The sequence below is a fragment of the Rhodoferax sp. TH121 genome, from assembly GCF_002251855.1.
In the GTDB taxonomy this organism is placed as follows: Bacteria; Pseudomonadota; Gammaproteobacteria; order Burkholderiales; family Burkholderiaceae_C; genus Allorhodoferax.
Genome location: NZ_NOXW01000018.1, coordinates 65,125 through 81,722 on the forward strand (window position 1 = coordinate 65,125; position 16,598 = coordinate 81,722).

At 62.3% G+C, this 16,598-nt stretch carries 13 protein-coding genes; 3 read left to right on the plus strand and 10 right to left on the minus strand.

Annotation, left to right across the window (positions count from 1 at the left end):
* Positions 1-47: 47 nt before the first annotated feature.
* Positions 48-965 carry a LysR substrate-binding domain-containing protein gene (locus tag CHU94_RS03525; protein WP_094476828.1) on the minus strand — a complete coding sequence of 306 codons (918 nt, stop codon included), beginning with the start codon at positions 963-965 and terminating at the stop codon, positions 48-50.
* Positions 966-1,187: 222 nt separating this feature from the next.
* On the opposite strand from CHU94_RS03525, the gene CHU94_RS03530 reads away from it, so the two are divergent.
* Positions 1,188-2,384 carry an acyl-CoA dehydrogenase gene (locus CHU94_RS03530; protein ID WP_094476830.1) on the plus strand — a complete coding sequence of 399 codons (1,197 nt, stop codon included), beginning with the start codon at positions 1,188-1,190 and terminating at the stop codon, positions 2,382-2,384.
* Positions 2,385-2,433: 49 nt separating this feature from the next.
* On the plus strand, positions 2,434-3,471 hold the full coding sequence (locus CHU94_RS03535) for a LacI family DNA-binding transcriptional regulator (RefSeq protein ID WP_094476832.1): 1,038 nt from the start codon (positions 2,434-2,436) through the stop codon (positions 3,469-3,471).
* Here the strand turns inward: CHU94_RS03535 and CHU94_RS03540 are convergent.
* The 9 genes from CHU94_RS03540 to CHU94_RS03580 form a co-directional block, all read right to left on the minus strand.
* Entirely contained in the window at positions 3,468-4,793 is a 1,326-nt protein-coding gene (locus CHU94_RS03540; protein ID WP_094476834.1) for a GH1 family beta-glucosidase, read from the minus strand. The two genes, CHU94_RS03535 and CHU94_RS03540, sit on opposite strands and share 4 nt — an antisense overlap.
* A gap of 2 nt (positions 4,794-4,795) precedes the next feature.
* Positions 4,796-5,875: a Gfo/Idh/MocA family protein gene (locus CHU94_RS03545; protein WP_094476836.1), complete on the minus strand. Its 1,080-nt coding sequence runs from the start codon at positions 5,873-5,875 to the stop codon at positions 4,796-4,798.
* Between the two features lie 14 nt (positions 5,876-5,889).
* Positions 5,890-6,936: a LacI family DNA-binding transcriptional regulator gene (locus CHU94_RS03550; protein WP_094476838.1), complete on the minus strand. Its 1,047-nt coding sequence runs from the start codon at positions 6,934-6,936 to the stop codon at positions 5,890-5,892.
* 18 nt (positions 6,937-6,954) lie between these two features.
* On the minus strand, positions 6,955-8,037 hold the full coding sequence (locus tag CHU94_RS03555) for an ABC transporter ATP-binding protein (protein WP_094476840.1): 1,083 nt from the start codon (positions 8,035-8,037) through the stop codon (positions 6,955-6,957).
* Between the two features lie 35 nt (positions 8,038-8,072).
* Complete coding sequence (locus CHU94_RS03560) at positions 8,073-8,972, minus strand: carbohydrate ABC transporter permease (protein WP_094476842.1); 900 nt, start codon at positions 8,970-8,972, stop codon at positions 8,073-8,075.
* A gap of 13 nt (positions 8,973-8,985) precedes the next feature.
* On the minus strand, positions 8,986-9,885 hold the full coding sequence (locus tag CHU94_RS03565; RefSeq protein WP_094476844.1) for a carbohydrate ABC transporter permease: 900 nt from the start codon (positions 9,883-9,885) through the stop codon (positions 8,986-8,988).
* A 113-nt stretch (positions 9,886-9,998) separates the two neighbouring features.
* Complete coding sequence (locus tag CHU94_RS03570) at positions 9,999-11,225, minus strand: ABC transporter substrate-binding protein (RefSeq protein WP_094476846.1); 1,227 nt, start codon at positions 11,223-11,225, stop codon at positions 9,999-10,001.
* 73 nt (positions 11,226-11,298) lie between these two features.
* Complete coding sequence (locus CHU94_RS03575; RefSeq protein WP_094476848.1) at positions 11,299-12,693, minus strand: GH1 family beta-glucosidase; 1,395 nt, start codon at positions 12,691-12,693, stop codon at positions 11,299-11,301.
* On the minus strand, positions 12,690-13,853 hold the full coding sequence (locus CHU94_RS03580) for a LacI family DNA-binding transcriptional regulator (protein ID WP_094476850.1): 1,164 nt from the start codon (positions 13,851-13,853) through the stop codon (positions 12,690-12,692). Before CHU94_RS03580 ends, CHU94_RS03575 begins: the two co-directional genes overlap by 4 nt.
* Before the next feature lie 216 nt (positions 13,854-14,069).
* On the opposite strand from CHU94_RS03580, the gene CHU94_RS03585 reads away from it, so the two are divergent.
* Positions 14,070-16,532 carry a glycoside hydrolase family 2 protein gene (locus CHU94_RS03585; RefSeq protein ID WP_094476852.1) on the plus strand — a complete coding sequence of 821 codons (2,463 nt, stop codon included), beginning with the start codon at positions 14,070-14,072 and terminating at the stop codon, positions 16,530-16,532.
* The last annotated feature ends 66 nt before the right edge of the window (positions 16,533-16,598 follow it).

A 16,598-nucleotide genomic window follows, 5' to 3' on the forward strand; every position in this document is an offset into this window, starting at 1 on the left:
GGTCAAGTCATGAGTTGCATGCTAGCAATCCACGTGCCACGCTGTAACTAGGGGTTTGCCCGCACGGTCTCCAGCAGCCACTGACCAAACTGTTGCAGCGCTGGGCGCTCGGCCTGGCCCTCAGGCAGCACCAGGTAATAGTGGCGCTCTTCAGGGTGGGGCAGGGGGTGCGCCACCACCAGGGCGCCGCTGCGCAGTTCGTTTTCAATCAGCAGTTGGGGAATCAGGGCTACGCCCATGCCGGCCACGGCGGCGGCAGTGGTCATGGAGAACTGTTCAAACCGCGGGCCGCCCAGCGCGTGGCTCGGAGCGGGTTCTCCCGGTGGGCCTGCGGCTTCTAGCCACAGGGGCCAAGCCTGAGGACGGGTGCTTTGCTGCAGCAGCGGCAGGGTCGCCACCTCGGCGGCCGACAGCGTGCTGCGCCCCGCCATGCACCGCGGTGCGCACACCGGCAGCACCACTTCGGGTAACAAACGCACCGCGCGGGTGCCTGCCCACTGGGCCATGCCCTCGGGCGTGCTGGCGTACAAGGCGGCGTCCAGCTCGGTGTCGGTAAACAAAAAAGGGCGGGTGCGGGATTCGATGTGCACCACCACGTCCGGGTGGGTAGCGGCAAACGCGGGCAGGCGCGGCACCAGCCAGCGGGCGGCAAAGGTGGGCACGGCGGCCAGGTAGATGGCGCCGCCGGCACCCTGGCCCGACATGGCGTCCAGCGTGTCGCGCTCCAGCGCCTGCAGGCGCGGCGCGATTTGGCGGGCATATTGGCTACCCGCCACCGTGAGCACCACGCCGTGCCGGGTGCGGCGGAACAGCTCCAGACCCAAATAGTCCTCCAGTGCTGCTACCTGGCGCGAGACGGCACTCTGGGTGAGCGCCAGTTCTTGGGCGGCGCGGGTGTAGCTCTGGTAGCGGGCGGCGGCGTCAAAACAGGCCAGTGCCTGCAGCGAGGGTATTTTTCTGCGCATGGTGTTTGACTATACACAGGAGCACGTCAAGAGGGCTAGTTTGCTATAAATTCAGGAGCTTTTTACGCAGTATTTAAAAGGTAAAAGCGTATAAAACAAGCATAAAAGGCATGGGTTCATAAGTGCTAAAACAGCATGTATGGATGCTGGAAAAGCGTTTGTCAGTGCGGCCGTGGCGCACTACGATGGCGGCCACACCCTATTGACCTCGGAGACGATTCCATGCCCCACGCCGCCTTCAACTGGCAAGACCCTTTTCTGCTGGACAGCCAGCTCAGCGACGACGAACGCATGGTGCGCGACGCGGCTGCGGCCTATTGCCAGGACCAGCTGCTGCCCCGTGTGACGCAGGCTTTCCGCGATGGCACGACCGATGAGGCGATTTTTCGTGAAATGGGTGCCCTGGGCCTGCTGGGTCCCACTATCCCCGAGCAGTACGGCGGCCCCGGCCTCAACTACGTGGCCTACGGCCTGATCGCCCGCGAGGTGGAGCGGGTCGACAGCGGCTACCGTAGCATGATGAGTGTGCAGAGCAGTCTGGTGATGGTGCCGATCTTTGAATTTGGCACCGAGGCGCAGAAGCAGAAGTACCTGCCCAAGCTGGCCACGGGCGAGTGGATTGGCTGCTTTGGCCTGACCGAGCCCGACCACGGCTCCGACCCCGGCAGCATGGCCACACGCGCTCACAAGGTCGCGGGCGGCTACAAACTAACTGGCAGCAAGATGTGGATCAGCAACAGCCCGATGGCCGACGTGTTTGTGGTCTGGGCCAAGGAAGTGAGCGAGGGTGGCAAGGTCGGGCCTATCCGCGGCTTTGTGCTGGAAAAAGGCATGGCTGGGTTGAGTGCTCCGGCGATCCACGGCAAGGTGGGCCTGCGCGCCAGCATCACGGGTGAGATCGTCATGGACGGTGTGTTTTGCCCAGAGGAAAACGCCTTTCCCGAAGTGCAAGGCCTCAAGGGTCCGTTCACCTGCCTCAATTCGGCCCGCTATGGCATTGCCTGGGGCGCGCTGGGCGCAGCCGAAGACTGCTGGCTGCGCGCGCGCCAGTACACGCTGGACCGCAAACAGTTTGGCCGCCCGCTGGCCGCCAACCAGCTCATCCAGAAGAAGCTGGCTGACATGCAGACCGAAATCGCGCTGGGCCTGCAAGGTTGCCTGCGCTTGGGCCGCATGAAGGACGAGGGCACGGCGGCGGTGGAGATCACCTCCATCCTCAAGCGCAACAGCTGCGGCAAGGCGCTGGACATTGCCCGCCTGGCGCGCGACATGATGGGCGGCAACGGCATCAGCGACGAGTTTGGCGTGGCGCGCCACCTGGTGAACCTGGAGGTGGTGAACACCTACGAAGGTACGCACGACATCCATGCACTCATCTTGGGCCGTGCGCAGACCGGCATCGCCGCCTTTGCCAACTGAGGCCCGTAGCCTGCCCCGGCGCAGGCGCTTGGCATAAACTCGGAAGGGTATGCCTTCTCCCTCCGATTCCCCTTCCACGGCGTCCGAGCCGGTCACCCTGTTGGATGTGGCCCGCGCCGCAGGGGTGTCGGCCAGCACGGTGTCGCGTATCCTCAATGGCACAGCCAAAGTGGCGCCGGAAAAACGCGAGGCGGTGGAAGCCGCCATCCGCCGCCTCAACTTCAAGCCCAACCTGTTTGCACGCAGCCTGAAGACTGGCATCACCATGACAGTGGGGGTGCTCACCCAGGCCATTGAGAGCCAGTTTTATTCGCGTGCGCTCAAAGGGATCGAGATGGGGCTGGCCGAGAGCGGCCATTCCTGCATCATTGTGAGCGGTCACTGGAACGCCGAGGCCGATGCAGCCAGCCTGAAGCTGCTGACCTCGCGCCGTGTGGATGGCGTCATCATCCTGACCGGCAATATCGCTGACAACGAGGTATTAGCCGTGGCACAGCAGCAGCCGGTCGTGATTACCGAGCGCAAGCTGGAGGGGCCGAATGTGCGCTCCATTGATTTGGACCAGAAGCACGGGGGCTACCTGGCCACCCAGCACCTGCTGGCGCTGGGACACACCCGTATCGCGCACCTGGCCGGCATGGAAGGGCGGCCCCACGCGCAGCAGCGCTACCTGGGCTATCTCCAGGCGCACGAGGAAGCGGGCGTCACGCCCAATCCCCACTGCGTGGTGCATGGCAACTTCACCGACAGAGGTGGCTACCTGGCGGCCCAAAAGCTGCTGGACAGCGGCGAGCCATTTACTGCCATCTTCTGTGCGAACGATGAGTCGGCACTGGGCGCGCGCCTGGCCTTGCACCAGAGCGGCATCCGGGTGCCTGAGGATGTGTCCCTGGTGGGCTTTGATGACCTTCCCCTGTGCAACTACATGACGCCACCGCTGACCACCGTACGCCAGCCGGTGTACGAGGTGGGCCTGTACGCGGCGCACACCTTGCTGGAGATGATGGGCTACCCCAGCGAGGCGGTGCATGTGCCGCCCTTGGAGTTGGTCGTGCGCCAGACGACCCGGGCCGTGGCCCCGGATTAGCGGCGCTGTTGGGCAATAAAGTCGCGCAGCCAGAGCGCACTGCTTTTGGGGGTGCGTTGTTGGCTGGCGTAATCCACATGGCAGATGCCAAAGCGCCGTGTGTAGCCGTGGCCCCACTCGTAGTTGTCCAGCAATGACCAAGCCAGGTAGGCGCTGACCGGTACACCTGCATCGCGGGCCTGGGCCACGGCGGCAAGGTGCGATTGCAGGTAGTCACGGCGCACCGGATCGTGCACCTGGCCGTTCTCCAGCACGTCATCCATGGCGGCGCCGTTTTCGGCAATGTAGATGTCGGGCAGGCGGTAATCTTGGTGGATGCGGACCAACATTTCGCGCAGGCCATCAGGCCAGATTTCCCAACCCATGTCGGTGAAAGACGAAGTGGTACAGCGCACGTCGGCGGCATGCGGAAAGGGCTTGGAGGCGCTGTGTTCCACGTGGCCGCGCGAGTAGTAGTTGATGCCCAGGCTGTCAATCGCTTGGCAGATGGTGGCCAAGTCGCCCTCGTGCACCGTGGGTACCAGAGACCCATACCTGTCCCAGATGTCCTGCGGGTAGTGGCCCAGAAACATGGGCTCCATGAACCAGCGATTGAATACGCCATACGCGTTGTGTGCGGCTTGGCGTGAGGCTGCCGAATCGTCCGCGGCGTGGTAGGGCTTCACGTCCAGCACCACGCCCAGGCGCGCCTTGCGGGTGTTCGCGCGCAGCGCCTGCATGCCCAGGCCGTGGGCCAGCATCAGGTGGTGGGCCACTTGCAGGGCCTTGGCCTGGTCCATCTCGCCGGGGGCGTGCCGACCTTCCAGATAGCCCACGGTGGCAGAACAGCGCGGCTCGTTGAGGGTGGCGTAGCCGTAGACACGGTCCCCCAGGCGCTGCGCCACCGCGGCGGCGTAGTCTGCAAAGGCATGGCAGGTGTCGCGATGGAGCCAGCCGCCCTGCGCATGCAGGCCCAGCGGCAAGTCCCAGTGGTAGAGCGTGGCATAGGGCGCAATGCCGTGCGCCAGCAGGCGGTCTACCAGGCGGTCGTAAAAGTCCAGGCCCTTGGGGTTGAGCGCGCCACGTCCCTGCGGGATCACACGGGGCCAGGCAATGGAAAAGCGGTAGGCGTTGTGGCCCAGTGAATGGATCATGTCCACATCCTCGCGCCAGCGGTGGTAATGGTCGCAGGCCACGTCACCGGTGCTGCCGTCCTTGATGCGTCCGCTGTGGTGGGCGAACTCGTCCCAGATGCTGGGCAAGCGGCCATCTTCGTTTGCCGCTCCTTCGATTTGGTAGGCCGAGGTGGATGCGCCGAAGTGAAAGTCAGGAGGAAAGTGCATGGTCAGAGGGGTGTGGGGTCCAGCGGTGCCGGCCGTGTGCAAGTGGTGGTGAGGGGCTGGGTGTGTCCGCCAAGGCCCGCCACAATGGCGCGCTCCATGGCTTCCAGCACATGCAGGGCCATCTCGGCGCTGCAGCGCTGGGGCCGGCCCGATTGCAGCGCCAGTGCCATGTCCACGAGCCCCAGGCCACGCATGTTGGTGGTGTACGGGCGCTTGCCATCCGCACGCACCCAGGGGCCGTCGCGCACGGCCGAGCGGACGGTGCCGCCAAAGCGGTTGGGGTCGGGGAGTTGAATGCTGCCTGCATCACCGTAAAGCTCCATGGGCGGGTGGCCATGTTTCCAGACATCAAAGCTGCTGGTCAGTACCACCTGCGCGCCCCCAGAAAATGCGAGCTGCGTCACGATGTGGGTGGGCACTTCCACAGCCAGCGTTTTGCCGGCGTTGGGGCCGACGGCAATCCGGCGTTCAGTGTGGGTTGTATGGGCGGTTCCACTGACATGTGCCACCGGGCCGAGGTGGTGAACCAAGTGCGTCAGGTAGTACACGCCCACGTCCAGCAGCGGGCCGGCACCGGTGCGGTAAAAAAAGTCCGGGTTGGGGTGCCACTCGTCCGGCCCATGCGCCATGAAGTGGGCCGTGCCGTGGCGGATGGGCCCCAGGGTGCCGCCATCGACCAGTGCGCGTACGGTTTGTGCCGCCGCGCCGTAGAAGGTATCAGGTGCGCTCCCTAGGCGCAGGCCTTGTCGCTCTGCCAGTGCGACCAGTTCTTGCCCTTGCGCAAACGTGGCCGCCAGGGGTTTCTCGGTGTAGAAGTGTTTGCCCGCTTGCAGCACCCGCATGCCGATGGCGTGGTGGCTCAGCGGCGGTGTCAGGCACAAAATGATGTCGGCGTCGCTGTCCAGCAGCGCCTCTAGCGACATGGCCGGCAAGCGGTATTCTTGTGCACGCCGCGCAGCACTTCCGATGCCAGGGCCAGCATTGGCAATGCCAACAATGTTGAAAAGTTTGCTGCGCTGCAGGGTGCGCAGGTAGGCAGGAAAAATATTGCCCACACCCACAATGCCAAGTTTGAAAACCATGAGCGAGGGGTAGCTCAGCTGCGCGTCACCGTGGTCAGGTCCACAGGCCGGTGGGGGCCTTGTGCCACCGAGCTGCGCCACACGATGTGGGGAGCGAAGTCCCGCTCCACCGGCAAATTCAGTGCGTAACACATGTTCAACAGGAACCGGCAGGCGTTGGTGGTGACCTTGTCCATGGGAATGCGTACGGTGGTGAGCGTGGGGGCGGTGTAGGCGGCGATGTCGGTATCGTCGTAGCCAATGATGGACACATCCTGCGGCACCCGGCGGCCAGCCTGGACAAACCGCGTGATGGCGGCCATGGCCATGACGTCGTTGGCGCAGAAAACGGCTGTGTAGTTCTGGTCATGCTGTGCCAACAGCTGCTCTGCCCCGGCATAGCCGGAAACAAAGCTGAAGGTGCCGTCCACATGGTGCTGAGGCTTCACCTGGACGCCATGGCGTCCCAGCTCGGCATGGAATCCGCGCATGCGGTCGTGGTTGTCAGGGGCATCGCGGTGGCCCTGGATCACGGCAATATCGCGGTGCCCTTGGGACAACAGGGCTATGGCCGCCAAGCGCCCGGCATGTTCATGGTCAACGCTGAAGGCATGCTGCCCCAACACCGGGCTTTGCCGGTTGAGCAGCACCAGGCGGGGGTAGCGGCGGTAGAGGTCGGCCAGGTCGCTTTCCAGCAGGTCATTGCTGAGAATAAAAACTCCGTCGCACTGCCGCTGCATCAGAAATTCCACGCCTTGCAGGGCCTTCTGGCGTTCGTTGCCCTGGCCACAGGCATTGGCCGCCACCATGTGCCGGTCTACTGCCCGCAATTCGCGATCAATGGCCTGCAGGATGGGCGAGTAAAAGGAGCCTTCGAACAGGGGCACGTAGACCCCGAGCATGCCCAGGCTCTTGAGCGAGAGCGCACGCGCCACATTGGAGGGGCGGAAGTCCAGCTGCTGGATGGCTTTTTGCACGCGGGCCAATGCATCCGGTGATACGCCCCCGCGGCCCGAGATCGCCCGGGATGCGGTGCCTACGCCGACCTGCGCCAGCCTGGCGACATCTTTGATGGTGGCCATCGTACGTGTATTGATCCTTTACAGGCGGCGTTCTCCGTCACCCTGGAAGATGGAGGCACGGGTGGCATCGACTGACAGTTCCAGGGTGGCGCCAGTCTGGTAGGTGGTGGCGCTTTCGGTGTGGATGCTCAGCGTCTGGCCCTGGCAATCCACCCACAGAATTTGGTGGGCGCCCATGGGTTCGATGAGCTTGATTTTTCCGGTGATGGATGAAACTCCACCGCCATGGGCGATTTGGATGTGTTCGGGGCGGATACCCAGAATCACATCTTGCGATGACGGTGCATCGGCCAGGAACGGGTAGGCCGACACGTCCAGTACGAATTCGCCGGCACGTACCGTCCTGCGGCCTCCGCTCACATCGAGCACGCCCTTGATGAAATTCATGCTGGGAGAGCCCAGGAAGCCCGCCACAAACACATTGGTCGGTTTGCCATAGACCACGGCAGGGGTGTCGATTTGCTGGATCTTTCCGTTACGCATGACCGCAATACGATCCGCCAAGGTCATGGCCTCCACTTGGTCGTGCGTCACGTAAATCATGGTGGCGCTCAGGTTCTGGTGCAATTCCTTCAGCTCGCGGCGCAGCTCTGCGCGCAGCTTGGCGTCGAGGTTAGAGAGCGGTTCGTCGAACAGGAACACCTTGGCATCACGCACCAGCGCCCGCCCAATGGCCACACGTTGACGCTGGCCTCCCGAGAGTTGGGATGGGCGGCGTTTGAGCAGCTCCTTGAGCTGCAGCATGTCAGCAGCGCGGTTCACACGCTTCTCGATCTCTGCCTTGTCCACGCCGGCCACGCGCAGGCCGAAGGACATATTGCGCTCTACATTCATGGTGGGGTAGAGGGCGTAGGACTGGAACACCATGCCGATATCGCGGTCCTTGGGGTCCGCCCAAGTCACGTCCTTGTCGCCAATGATGATCTGACCGTCGTTGACGTCGTAAAAGCCGGCAATCGAATGCAGCAGGGTGGATTTGCCGCAGCCCGAAGGGCCCAGAAGCACGAGGAATTCGCCTTCCTGCACATCCAGGTTCATGGATTTGAGGATGCTGTTGCCCCCCAGGGTGATGTCGAGGTCTTTGATATGGACGCTGGCCATGATGGAGTCTTTGTGGTGTAGGTTGAAAGAGAAGGTCAGCCCTTGACGGCGCCAGCGGCAATGCCACGGACGAACCAGCGGCCAGAGAAGAAATAGATGGCCAAGGGCACCAGGGAGGTGAGGATGGTGGCGGCCATGTCGATGTGGTAGCGGCGCTCGCCGAAGGTGGTGTTCACCAGATTGTTGAGCTGCACCGTCATGGGGTAGTTGTCCTTGCCCGCGAAGATCAGGCCGAACAGGTAGTCATTCCAGATGCCGGTGACCTGCAGGATGGTTGCCACGATGAGCATGGGTGTGGCCATGGGCAGCATGAGTTGCAGGAAGATGCGCCAGAAACCGCCGCCGTCAATGCGGGCCGCCTTGAATAACTCTTGGGGTACCGAGACGTAGTAGTTGCGGAACAGCAGCGTGAGCACCGGCATGCCAAAAATACAGTGCACCAGCAGGATGGCCCAGTAGGTGTTGTAGAAGCCGCCCATGCGGAACCAGGACACCAGAGGGTAGATCATGACCTGGAAGGGTACAAAGGCGCCCAGCATCAGGATGGCAAACAGCAGGTCTCCCCATTTGGAGCGCCAGAAGCTCAGGGCGTAGCCGTTGAGTGCGCCGAGAAATACCGACAACACAGTGGCGGGAATCGCCAATCGCACAGAGTTCCAGAATCCGCCTTGGATACCCTCGCAGGCCACGGAAATGCAGGCAGTGGACCAGGCTTCCACCCAGTTGCCGAACTGGGGATTCGTCGGCCAAGCAAACAACAGGGACTGCCGGACCTCTGGCCCGGCTTTTAATGATGTGATGACCATCACATACAGCGGCAACAGAAAGAAAGCCGAGACGCTGATCAAAAAGGCATAGACGCCCAAACGTGCAGGGGTGAAGGCGCTGCGGCGCGGCCGGGCGGCCTTGGCAGGGAGCGAAATAGTCGTGTTCATGGCGGAAGTACTTTCAATGTCCGGCATTGAGGCGGGCCTGTACCTTGGAGCGCCAGTACAGCAGGGGGGTGAGAACCGTGAAGACGGTGATCAGCATGACGACGGACGCCGCGGACGCCAAAGCAATGTTGTTGCGTTCGAACAGGTGGTCGATGATGAACTTGGCTGGTACTTCGCTGGCGTCCCCGGGGCCGCCACGCGTCATCACGGCCACGATGTCGAATGTGCGCACCAAAGCGACTGCCAGCAGCACGAATGCCGTGGCAAAGGCCGGACCGATCTGCGGCAACACGATGCTCCAGTAATAGCGCGGTTTGGAGATGCCTTCAAGCTGGGCTGCCTTCCACTGTTCCTCGTCGACCCCGCGCAATGCCGCGAGGATGATGGCCATGGTGGTGCCTGAGCCTTGCCAGACCATGGCAATGCCAACCGCATAAATCACCAGGTCCTGCCGGGTGGTCCAGTCGAAGACGAAGGACTCCCATCCCATTTCACGGAAGGCATTTTGAAGCCCCAGGCCAGGGTTGAACAGCCACTGCCAGATCAGGCCAGTGACGACGAAACTCATGGCGAATGGGTAGAGAAAAATCGTGCGAAACCAGCTTTCACCCTTGATGCGCTGGTCAATGAAAATTGCCATCAGAGTGCCGAGCACGATGACGCCGCCAATATAGACGACGGCCAAAATGCCCATGTGCTGCAATGACACCATCCACCGGTCGGTATTGAACAGGCGTTCAAACTGCATCAGGCCCACCCAGTCGTCTTTGGGCAGCATACGGGAAGTGGAGAACGAAATGCGAATGCTCCACAGCACTGAACCTACATAGGCCAGCAGCGTGGTGATGGCCAGCGGCAACAGGGCGGCATTGAGCGCCAGATGAAAGCGGCGTGGTCTTGAACTACGTGCCATGGTAAATCTCTCGGGTCACGTGAAAGTCCTGCTCGGCAGCGGGTCTGCCGAGCAGGATTGCACTTTTGCAGGACGGGGTCGGAGCAAGCATTGGCTGCCCCGACCCATGGCACTTAGAGCTTCAGTGCGGAAGCGACAGCTTTGACGACATCGTCAGCGGACTGGGCGGAGTTCCAGTATTTGCTGATGGCATCTTCGAATGCGCCCTTCACGTCGGGCGACAGCAGATCATCAATGCCTTCGATCAGGCGGTTTTCTTTCACAGCCTTCACGCCTTGCGCTGCGCAGATGTCCACGCCGCTCAGGTCCACATCGGTACGGATGGGGATGGAGCCTTTCTTGTTGTTGAAAGCCACTTGGACGGCGGGCGAAATCATCATTTCAGCCAGCTTCTTCTGGGTTTCAGCGCTGCCCGCGGCCTTGTTGCGTGGGAACACGAACACGTCACCGCCGATGGAGTACGGACTATTGGCGCCGCCTGCCATGAAGCAACCGAAGTCCTTGCCGGCTGCCTTGTTGGCGTTGATGAACTCGCCCTTGGCCCAGTCACCCATCATCTGGAAGCCGGCCTTGCCGTCGATCACCATGCCGGTAGCCAAGTTCCAGTCGCGGCCGGGGGAGCCGGGGTCCACGTAGGACTTCAGCTTCTTGAAGTTTTCCACCGCCTTTTTGAAGCCCGGGCCTGAGACGTCCTTGTTCTTGAACGTCTTCAGGTACAGGTCACGGCCACCGGTTGCAATCAGGATGGAACGGAAGGTGATGTTCTCCTGCCAGCCTTGACCACCCAATGCCAGGGGCGTCACGCCGGTGGCCTTGACTTTGTCCAGCGCTGCGAAGAACTCGTCCAGGTTGGCGGGGTCCTTGGTCACGCCAGCCTTGGCCAATACGGCCTTGTTGTACCAAATCCAGTTTTCGTTGTGCAGGTTGACAGGCACGGCGTAGTAGTGGCCATTCACTTTGACCTGACCCTTGATCTTCTCAGGCAGGATCTTGTCCCAGTTGCCCTTGGCAGCGACATCATCGAGGTTATTCAACAAACCTTCCTTGATGATTTCCTCGTATTGCTTGCCGTAGTTGAACTGCGCTGTCATGGGGGGATCACCACCGATGGTGCGATTAATGATCACGGTGCGTGCCTGAGCGCCACCGCCGCCGGCAACAGGTGTATCCACCCAGGTTCCGCCGGCCTTGGTGTAAGCCGCAGCAAATTCCTTGATGGCGGCGGCTTCGCCACCGGAGGTCCACCAGTGGATCACTTCGGCTTTTTGTGCGTGGGCTGCGCCCATCAGTCCCATGGTGGCCAAGCAGGCTGCCAAGGCATGTTTCTTCAAGATGCTCATTGTTGTCTCCTCTAAGGTGGGCAAGTGCCCGTTAAAAACGGGCCGACGGGCGTGATTACCCATCGGCTCCGGATCAAGACCCCCGCCGGAGGGCCAGGAACGCCTGCAAGGCCTTGCCGCTGTGCTTCAGCGTGCGGGCCTGTGTCTTGTAATCCACGTGCGTGATGCCAAATCGGCGCTCATAGCCGAATGCCCACTCAAAGTTATCCATCAGGGACCACACAAAGTAGCCCCGCACATCCACGCCCGCATCGATGGCCCGACTCACCGCCGCAAAGTGCGATTGCATAAAGCGCATGCGCTGTTCGTCGACCACCTCACCGTTGACCACGGCGTCATCGGAGGCCATGCCGTTTTCGGTGATGTAGATGGGGGGCAGGCGGTCGTATTGCGCCTTGAAGCGTCGCAGCAGGTCTTCCAGGCCTTGGGGGTACACCTCCCAACCCATCTGGGTGCGTTCCACGCCTTCGAGTGGAACGTCGACAAAACCGGTTCCACCATCGCTGTGCAGGTTGCAGCGGAAGTAGTAGTTGATGCCCATGAAGTCCATCGGGCGGCTGATGATGTCCATGTCACCGTCCAGCACCAGCGGCTCGGTTCCGGGCCACAACTTGAACACCTCTTCGGGGTAGCTGCCCTGGAGCAAGGGTTGCAAGATCCAGTCGTTGTGCTGCACTTCGTAGCGGCGGGCAGCGATGATGTCCGCTTCTTTGCTGCTGTCCGTGGTGCCGCGGCCCACGTTGCAGACGATGCCGCGCTTGGCGCTCGGGTCATTGGCTTCGAGGACGGGCAATGCCAAGCCATGGCCGAGCAGCAAATGGTGCAGGGCCTGCGTGGGGTAGCGGGGGTTGGCCAGGCCGGGGGCGTGGTGGCCATTGCCATAACCCAGGTAGGCGGAACACCAAGGCTCATTGAGTGTGGCCCAGCCGGTGACCAGGCCCTTGAGTTCGCGGCTGACCAGGTCTGCGTATTCGGCAAAGCGGTAGGCGGTGTCGCGGTTGAGCCAGCCGCCGCGGTCTTCCAGATGTTGGGGCAGGTCCCAGTGGTAGAGCGTGACAAAACGCTGAATACCTTTGTCAGCCAGGCGCTGGAGCAGCTTTTTATAGAAATCCAGGCCCTTGCGGTTGGGGGTGCCATCCGCGTGCATGACGCGCGGCCATGCGATGGAAAGGCGGTAGGCGTCCACACCAATAGACTCAATCAGGTCCACATCTTCGCTCCAGCGGTGGTAGTGGTCGCAGGCGCCGTCGCCGGTATCACCGTGCAGCACCTTGCCAGGCGTGGCGGAGAAGGTGTCCCAGATGCTGGGCAGGCGACCGTCTTCATGGATGGCGCCCTCGATCTGGTAGGACGCGGTAGCCACGCCCCAGACGAACTCTGGATGGGCCATGCGGGAGTTGGCGGGGGGCGCAATCTGCGCTGCCAGAGCCTTGGCGTTGGGCGCAATGCTGGGCTTGGTGCTTGTCATGGAATGGACTCCGTTGAGTGCGCGTAACCGTCGTCGGCCAGGATTTTGGGATCGTGGTCGACAAAACTTGGAACCGGTTCCGCGCTGGAGCCGAATTGAAACACCATCGCGTGGGCCGGCTTATCAGAGCTTTCCCTTAGTAACTCGCCGTAACGCAGTTCACATGGCAAAACGCGTTGCAAGGTTTCCACGGCCTCACCTTGTATGCGGCGCAACAGGAAATCGCACAAGGTGCTGGCCACCACCCGGATGTCGAGAAACAGTGTGGCGGGTGGCGGGTACAGGTAGTGGTTGATCAGTGCGCCATCGCGTGACACCAGTTCTACGTCGGTTCCCGGCGTTTGCCCCGCATCGCGCAGGCCGGCCATGATGCCCAAGGTGGAAATTTCGTTGGCGCAGACAAACCCGGTGGGCGCATGGGTGGTTTCGGCCAGTTCCCTTGCGATACGGCGGGCGACGCGCGCATCTTGCACGCCTTCGCATAACAGCGTGGGATCGACCGGCAGCCCCGCCTGTTTGAGCGCCGCCCAATAGCCGCGGCGGCGCTGCAGCGCATAGGTATAGAGCAGCGGTGGGCTGATGAGCGCAATGCGCCGGTGGCCGCGCTGAATCAGGTGCCGGGTGGCGACGAAAGCGGCTTGTTCATTGTCCGCGTCCACGTAGGGGTGTTCTGACACCAGCTCGGTGCGGCCAAAGGTGACGAAGGGGAAGTTGTGCTCCAGCAGATAACGCACACGCGCGTCCTGTGGCTGGGTGGTGTCCAGCACGATGCCATCGGCCAGCCGGCCTTTGACGATGCGGCGTATAGCGGGCAGCGGGTCTTCAGTGGCGGTGTTCCAGGGTTCAATTTGCAGCTGGTACGGTGTGCCGGCCAAGCTGCTGGCAATGGTCTCGATCTGCGCTGCCACGATGGCATCGGGTACGTCCTGCATGGGTGCCACGGCCTTTTGGTAATACAGCAGGAAGGTCCGGCCCGTGCGCAGTTTGACGCCACGCAGATCTGGCTCGTAGCCCGCAGTTTGGGCGGCTTGGCGGACGGCCTTCACCGTGTCGGCGCTCACATCGGGGGCGCCTTTGAGGGCTTTGGAAACCGTGGAAACAGACAGACCCAAGCCTTGCGCAAGGCTTTTGAGGGTGGGGCGTACCTTGGAGGTGGCCATGTGACTGTTACGAATCAGGTTTCGAAAACGTTATCGGGCTGGTGTGCTGTCTACAGGCTAAAAAACAAACATTAACAAAGGATTAAATCAATAATTAAAGACTTTTCGTATGGTGCCAATGCTGGATTACCCTCGTAACTGCCTTGTTCCAGTTTTCGAAAACGTTTTTTATTTCTACACTGCGGCGCTTCTTCCCCCATTTGCGCAAGGCTCCCCATGAATGCTTCCACGCTGGCCCCCAATGCTTCCGCACTGCCGGTGGGTGTCCTGACCCTGGACCTGGCCGGTCTCTGGCAACTCGCAGATTCCGAGGGGCAGCACGCCTGTGCGATACCGATTCCAGGGGATGTGCACTCCGCCTTGCTGGCCACCGGTGCCATCCCCGATCCGTACTTCGGCGCCAATGAGCATGTGGTGCAGTGGGTCGCCCATCGCGACTGGGAATTGCGCCGCAGCTTTGAGGTGCCCACTGGTGCAATAGGCCGTTGGGTGTTGACGCTGGACCAGGTCGATTGTTTGGCGAGCGTGTGGCTCAACGGTGAGAAGGTCGCTGCACTCGAGAACCAGTTCCGCCGCCACCGGCTGGACGTGACGGCCCAGCTGCGCGCGGGCACCAACGAGCTGATGGTGGTGCTGCACGATGCTTTTGCCGAGGCCCACAAGCGCCACGACGCGCATCGCTTCCCCTTGCCTTGGGACTTCAATGGCGACCGCAAGGCCCCGGTGAACCTGCTGCGCAAGACCCAGTGCGCCGCCGGTTGGGACTGGAACCTGAGCCTCATGCCACTGGGCCTGTACGGCGAGGTGCAGCTGCAGTGCGTGCCCGTCGCGCAGGTGGAGCACATCGCTGTGCACCAGACGCATGGCGCCCAGGGAGTCGAGGTTGTCGTGGAAGTGGACACCCGCGTAGCCCAGGCGGGTGTGGCGCAACTGGTGGTGCGCTTCAACGGCGAAGAACGCCCGGTTCAGTTCCACCTGGCCCCCGGCCAGACGCAACACCGCGAGACCTTTGTGGTGAGTTCTCCGGAGTTGTGGTGGCCCGCCGGACAGGGCGCACAACCGCTATACCCGCTGGAGGTGGTGCTGGACGGCGTGCTGCACACACGCCGCGTGGGCCTGCGCACGATGGAGCTGGTGACCGAACCTGACGAGGTCGGTACCACCATGAAACTGCGTGTAAACGGCCGCGACATCTTTGCCAAGGGCGCCAACTGGATTCCGGCCGACGCACTGCCCGGCCGCATCACCGAAGCAGCGGTACGCCCGCTGCTGGAGTCCGCGCGCGATGCCCACATGAACATGATTCGCGTCTGGGGCGGCGGCAACTACGAGACCGAGTTCTTCTACGACCTGTGCGACGAGTTGGGCCTGCTGGTGTGGCAGGACTTCATGTTCTCGTGCATGCACTACCCGTCTACCAAGGACTTTCTGGCGGAGGTAAAGCAGGAAGCTGTCTACCAGGTGCGCCGCCTGCAGCACCGCGCCTGCGTGGCGCTCTGGTGTGGCGACAACGAAATCATCGGCGCCCTGGGCTGGTACGACGATGCCAAGGCCAACCGCGACCGCTACCTGGTGAACTACGACCGCCTGAACCGCCTGTTGGGCGAGGCCGTGGAAGACCATGACCCGGCGCGCCGCTTCTGGCCCTCATCCCCCTCGTTGGGCGAGCTGGACTTTGCCGATGGCTGGCACTGCGATACGCGCGGCGACTTGCACTTCTGGGACGTGTGGCACTCGGCCAAACCGTTCGAGCACTACCGCACGGTGAAGCCGCGCTTTGCCAGCGAGTTCGGCTTCCAATCTTTCCCATCGTCATACACCGTGGAGAGCTTCACCGAGCCTGAAGACCGCAATGTGTCGTCCCGCGTGATGGAGGTGCACCAACGCAACAAGGGCGGCAACGCGCGCATCGTGGAGACCATGACGCGTTACTTCCGTTTTCCGCGCGACTTCGACCAGCTCATCTACGTCTCGCAAATCCAGCAGGCCCTGGCGATGCAAACCGCCATCGACTCCTGGCGTTCACTGAAGCCGCGCTGCATGGGCACGCTGTACTGGCAGCTCAACGACACCTGGCCCGTGGCCTCCTGGTCCAGCATCGAGTACGGTGGGCGCTGGAAGGTGTTGCAGTACCTGGCCCGCAACTTCTACGCGCCGGTGAGCGTGGTGGCCGTGCCCCAGGACGGCGAAGCTAAGTTTGCCGTGGTGGCCGTGAGCGACGAGCCGCAGGACCAGGCCCTGCAGGTGCAGGTGGTGGCCGTGCAGGTGCACACCGGCGCCGAGCGCACGCTGTGGAGCGGCAGCGCCACGCTGACCCTCGAGGCCGCGCAAACCCTCGCGGTGCTGGACGACGCGCACGTGGGCGCAGAAGAGTTTGTGCAGATCCGCTGGCGTGGCGCCGGCACCCCAGGCGGCTGCCGCGACCACCTGGTGCGCCCCTACAAGGACACAACCATGGCCGCAGCGCCCGTCGCGCTGATGCTGGTGGACGGACACACCGTGCGTGTCGAAAGCCCGCAGACCAGCTTCTTTGTGTGGCTGGAGACGCCGCAAGAAGGCCGCTTTGAGGACAACGCGTTCACGCTGCTACCAGGCCAGACGCGCACGCTGCGCTGGCTGGGGGCCGAGGCGTTGGACGCGGCCACCCTGCGCGTGCGCCACCTGGCGCAGAGTGCATAAAAAGCAACCAAATAAGGCCTGCAGGCCGTGGATAGTGCGTAAACAGCTATGAAATAAATAGCAATT

Coding starts and splice junctions, on each gene's coding strand:
- CHU94_RS03525 (WP_094476828.1), bottom strand. CDS start 965: ATGCGCAGAAAAATACCCTCGCTGCAGGCACTGGCCTGTTTTGACGCC.
- CHU94_RS03530 (WP_094476830.1), top strand. CDS start 1,188: ATGCCCCACGCCGCCTTCAACTGGCAAGACCCTTTTCTGCTGGACAGC.
- CHU94_RS03535 (WP_094476832.1), top strand. CDS start 2,434: ATGCCTTCTCCCTCCGATTCCCCTTCCACGGCGTCCGAGCCGGTCACC.
- CHU94_RS03540 (WP_094476834.1), bottom strand. CDS start 4,793: ATGCACTTTCCTCCTGACTTTCACTTCGGCGCATCCACCTCGGCCTAC.
- CHU94_RS03545 (WP_094476836.1), bottom strand. CDS start 5,875: ATGGTTTTCAAACTTGGCATTGTGGGTGTGGGCAATATTTTTCCTGCC.
- CHU94_RS03550 (WP_094476838.1), bottom strand. CDS start 6,936: ATGGCCACCATCAAAGATGTCGCCAGGCTGGCGCAGGTCGGCGTAGGC.
- CHU94_RS03555 (WP_094476840.1), bottom strand. CDS start 8,037: ATGGCCAGCGTCCATATCAAAGACCTCGACATCACCCTGGGGGGCAAC.
- CHU94_RS03560 (WP_094476842.1), bottom strand. CDS start 8,972: ATGAACACGACTATTTCGCTCCCTGCCAAGGCCGCCCGGCCGCGCCGC.
- CHU94_RS03565 (WP_094476844.1), bottom strand. CDS start 9,885: ATGGCACGTAGTTCAAGACCACGCCGCTTTCATCTGGCGCTCAATGCC.
- CHU94_RS03570 (WP_094476846.1), bottom strand. CDS start 11,225: ATGAGCATCTTGAAGAAACATGCCTTGGCAGCCTGCTTGGCCACCATG.
- CHU94_RS03575 (WP_094476848.1), bottom strand. CDS start 12,693: ATGACAAGCACCAAGCCCAGCATTGCGCCCAACGCCAAGGCTCTGGCA.
- CHU94_RS03580 (WP_094476850.1), bottom strand. CDS start 13,853: ATGGCCACCTCCAAGGTACGCCCCACCCTCAAAAGCCTTGCGCAAGGC.
- CHU94_RS03585 (WP_094476852.1), top strand. CDS start 14,070: ATGAATGCTTCCACGCTGGCCCCCAATGCTTCCGCACTGCCGGTGGGT.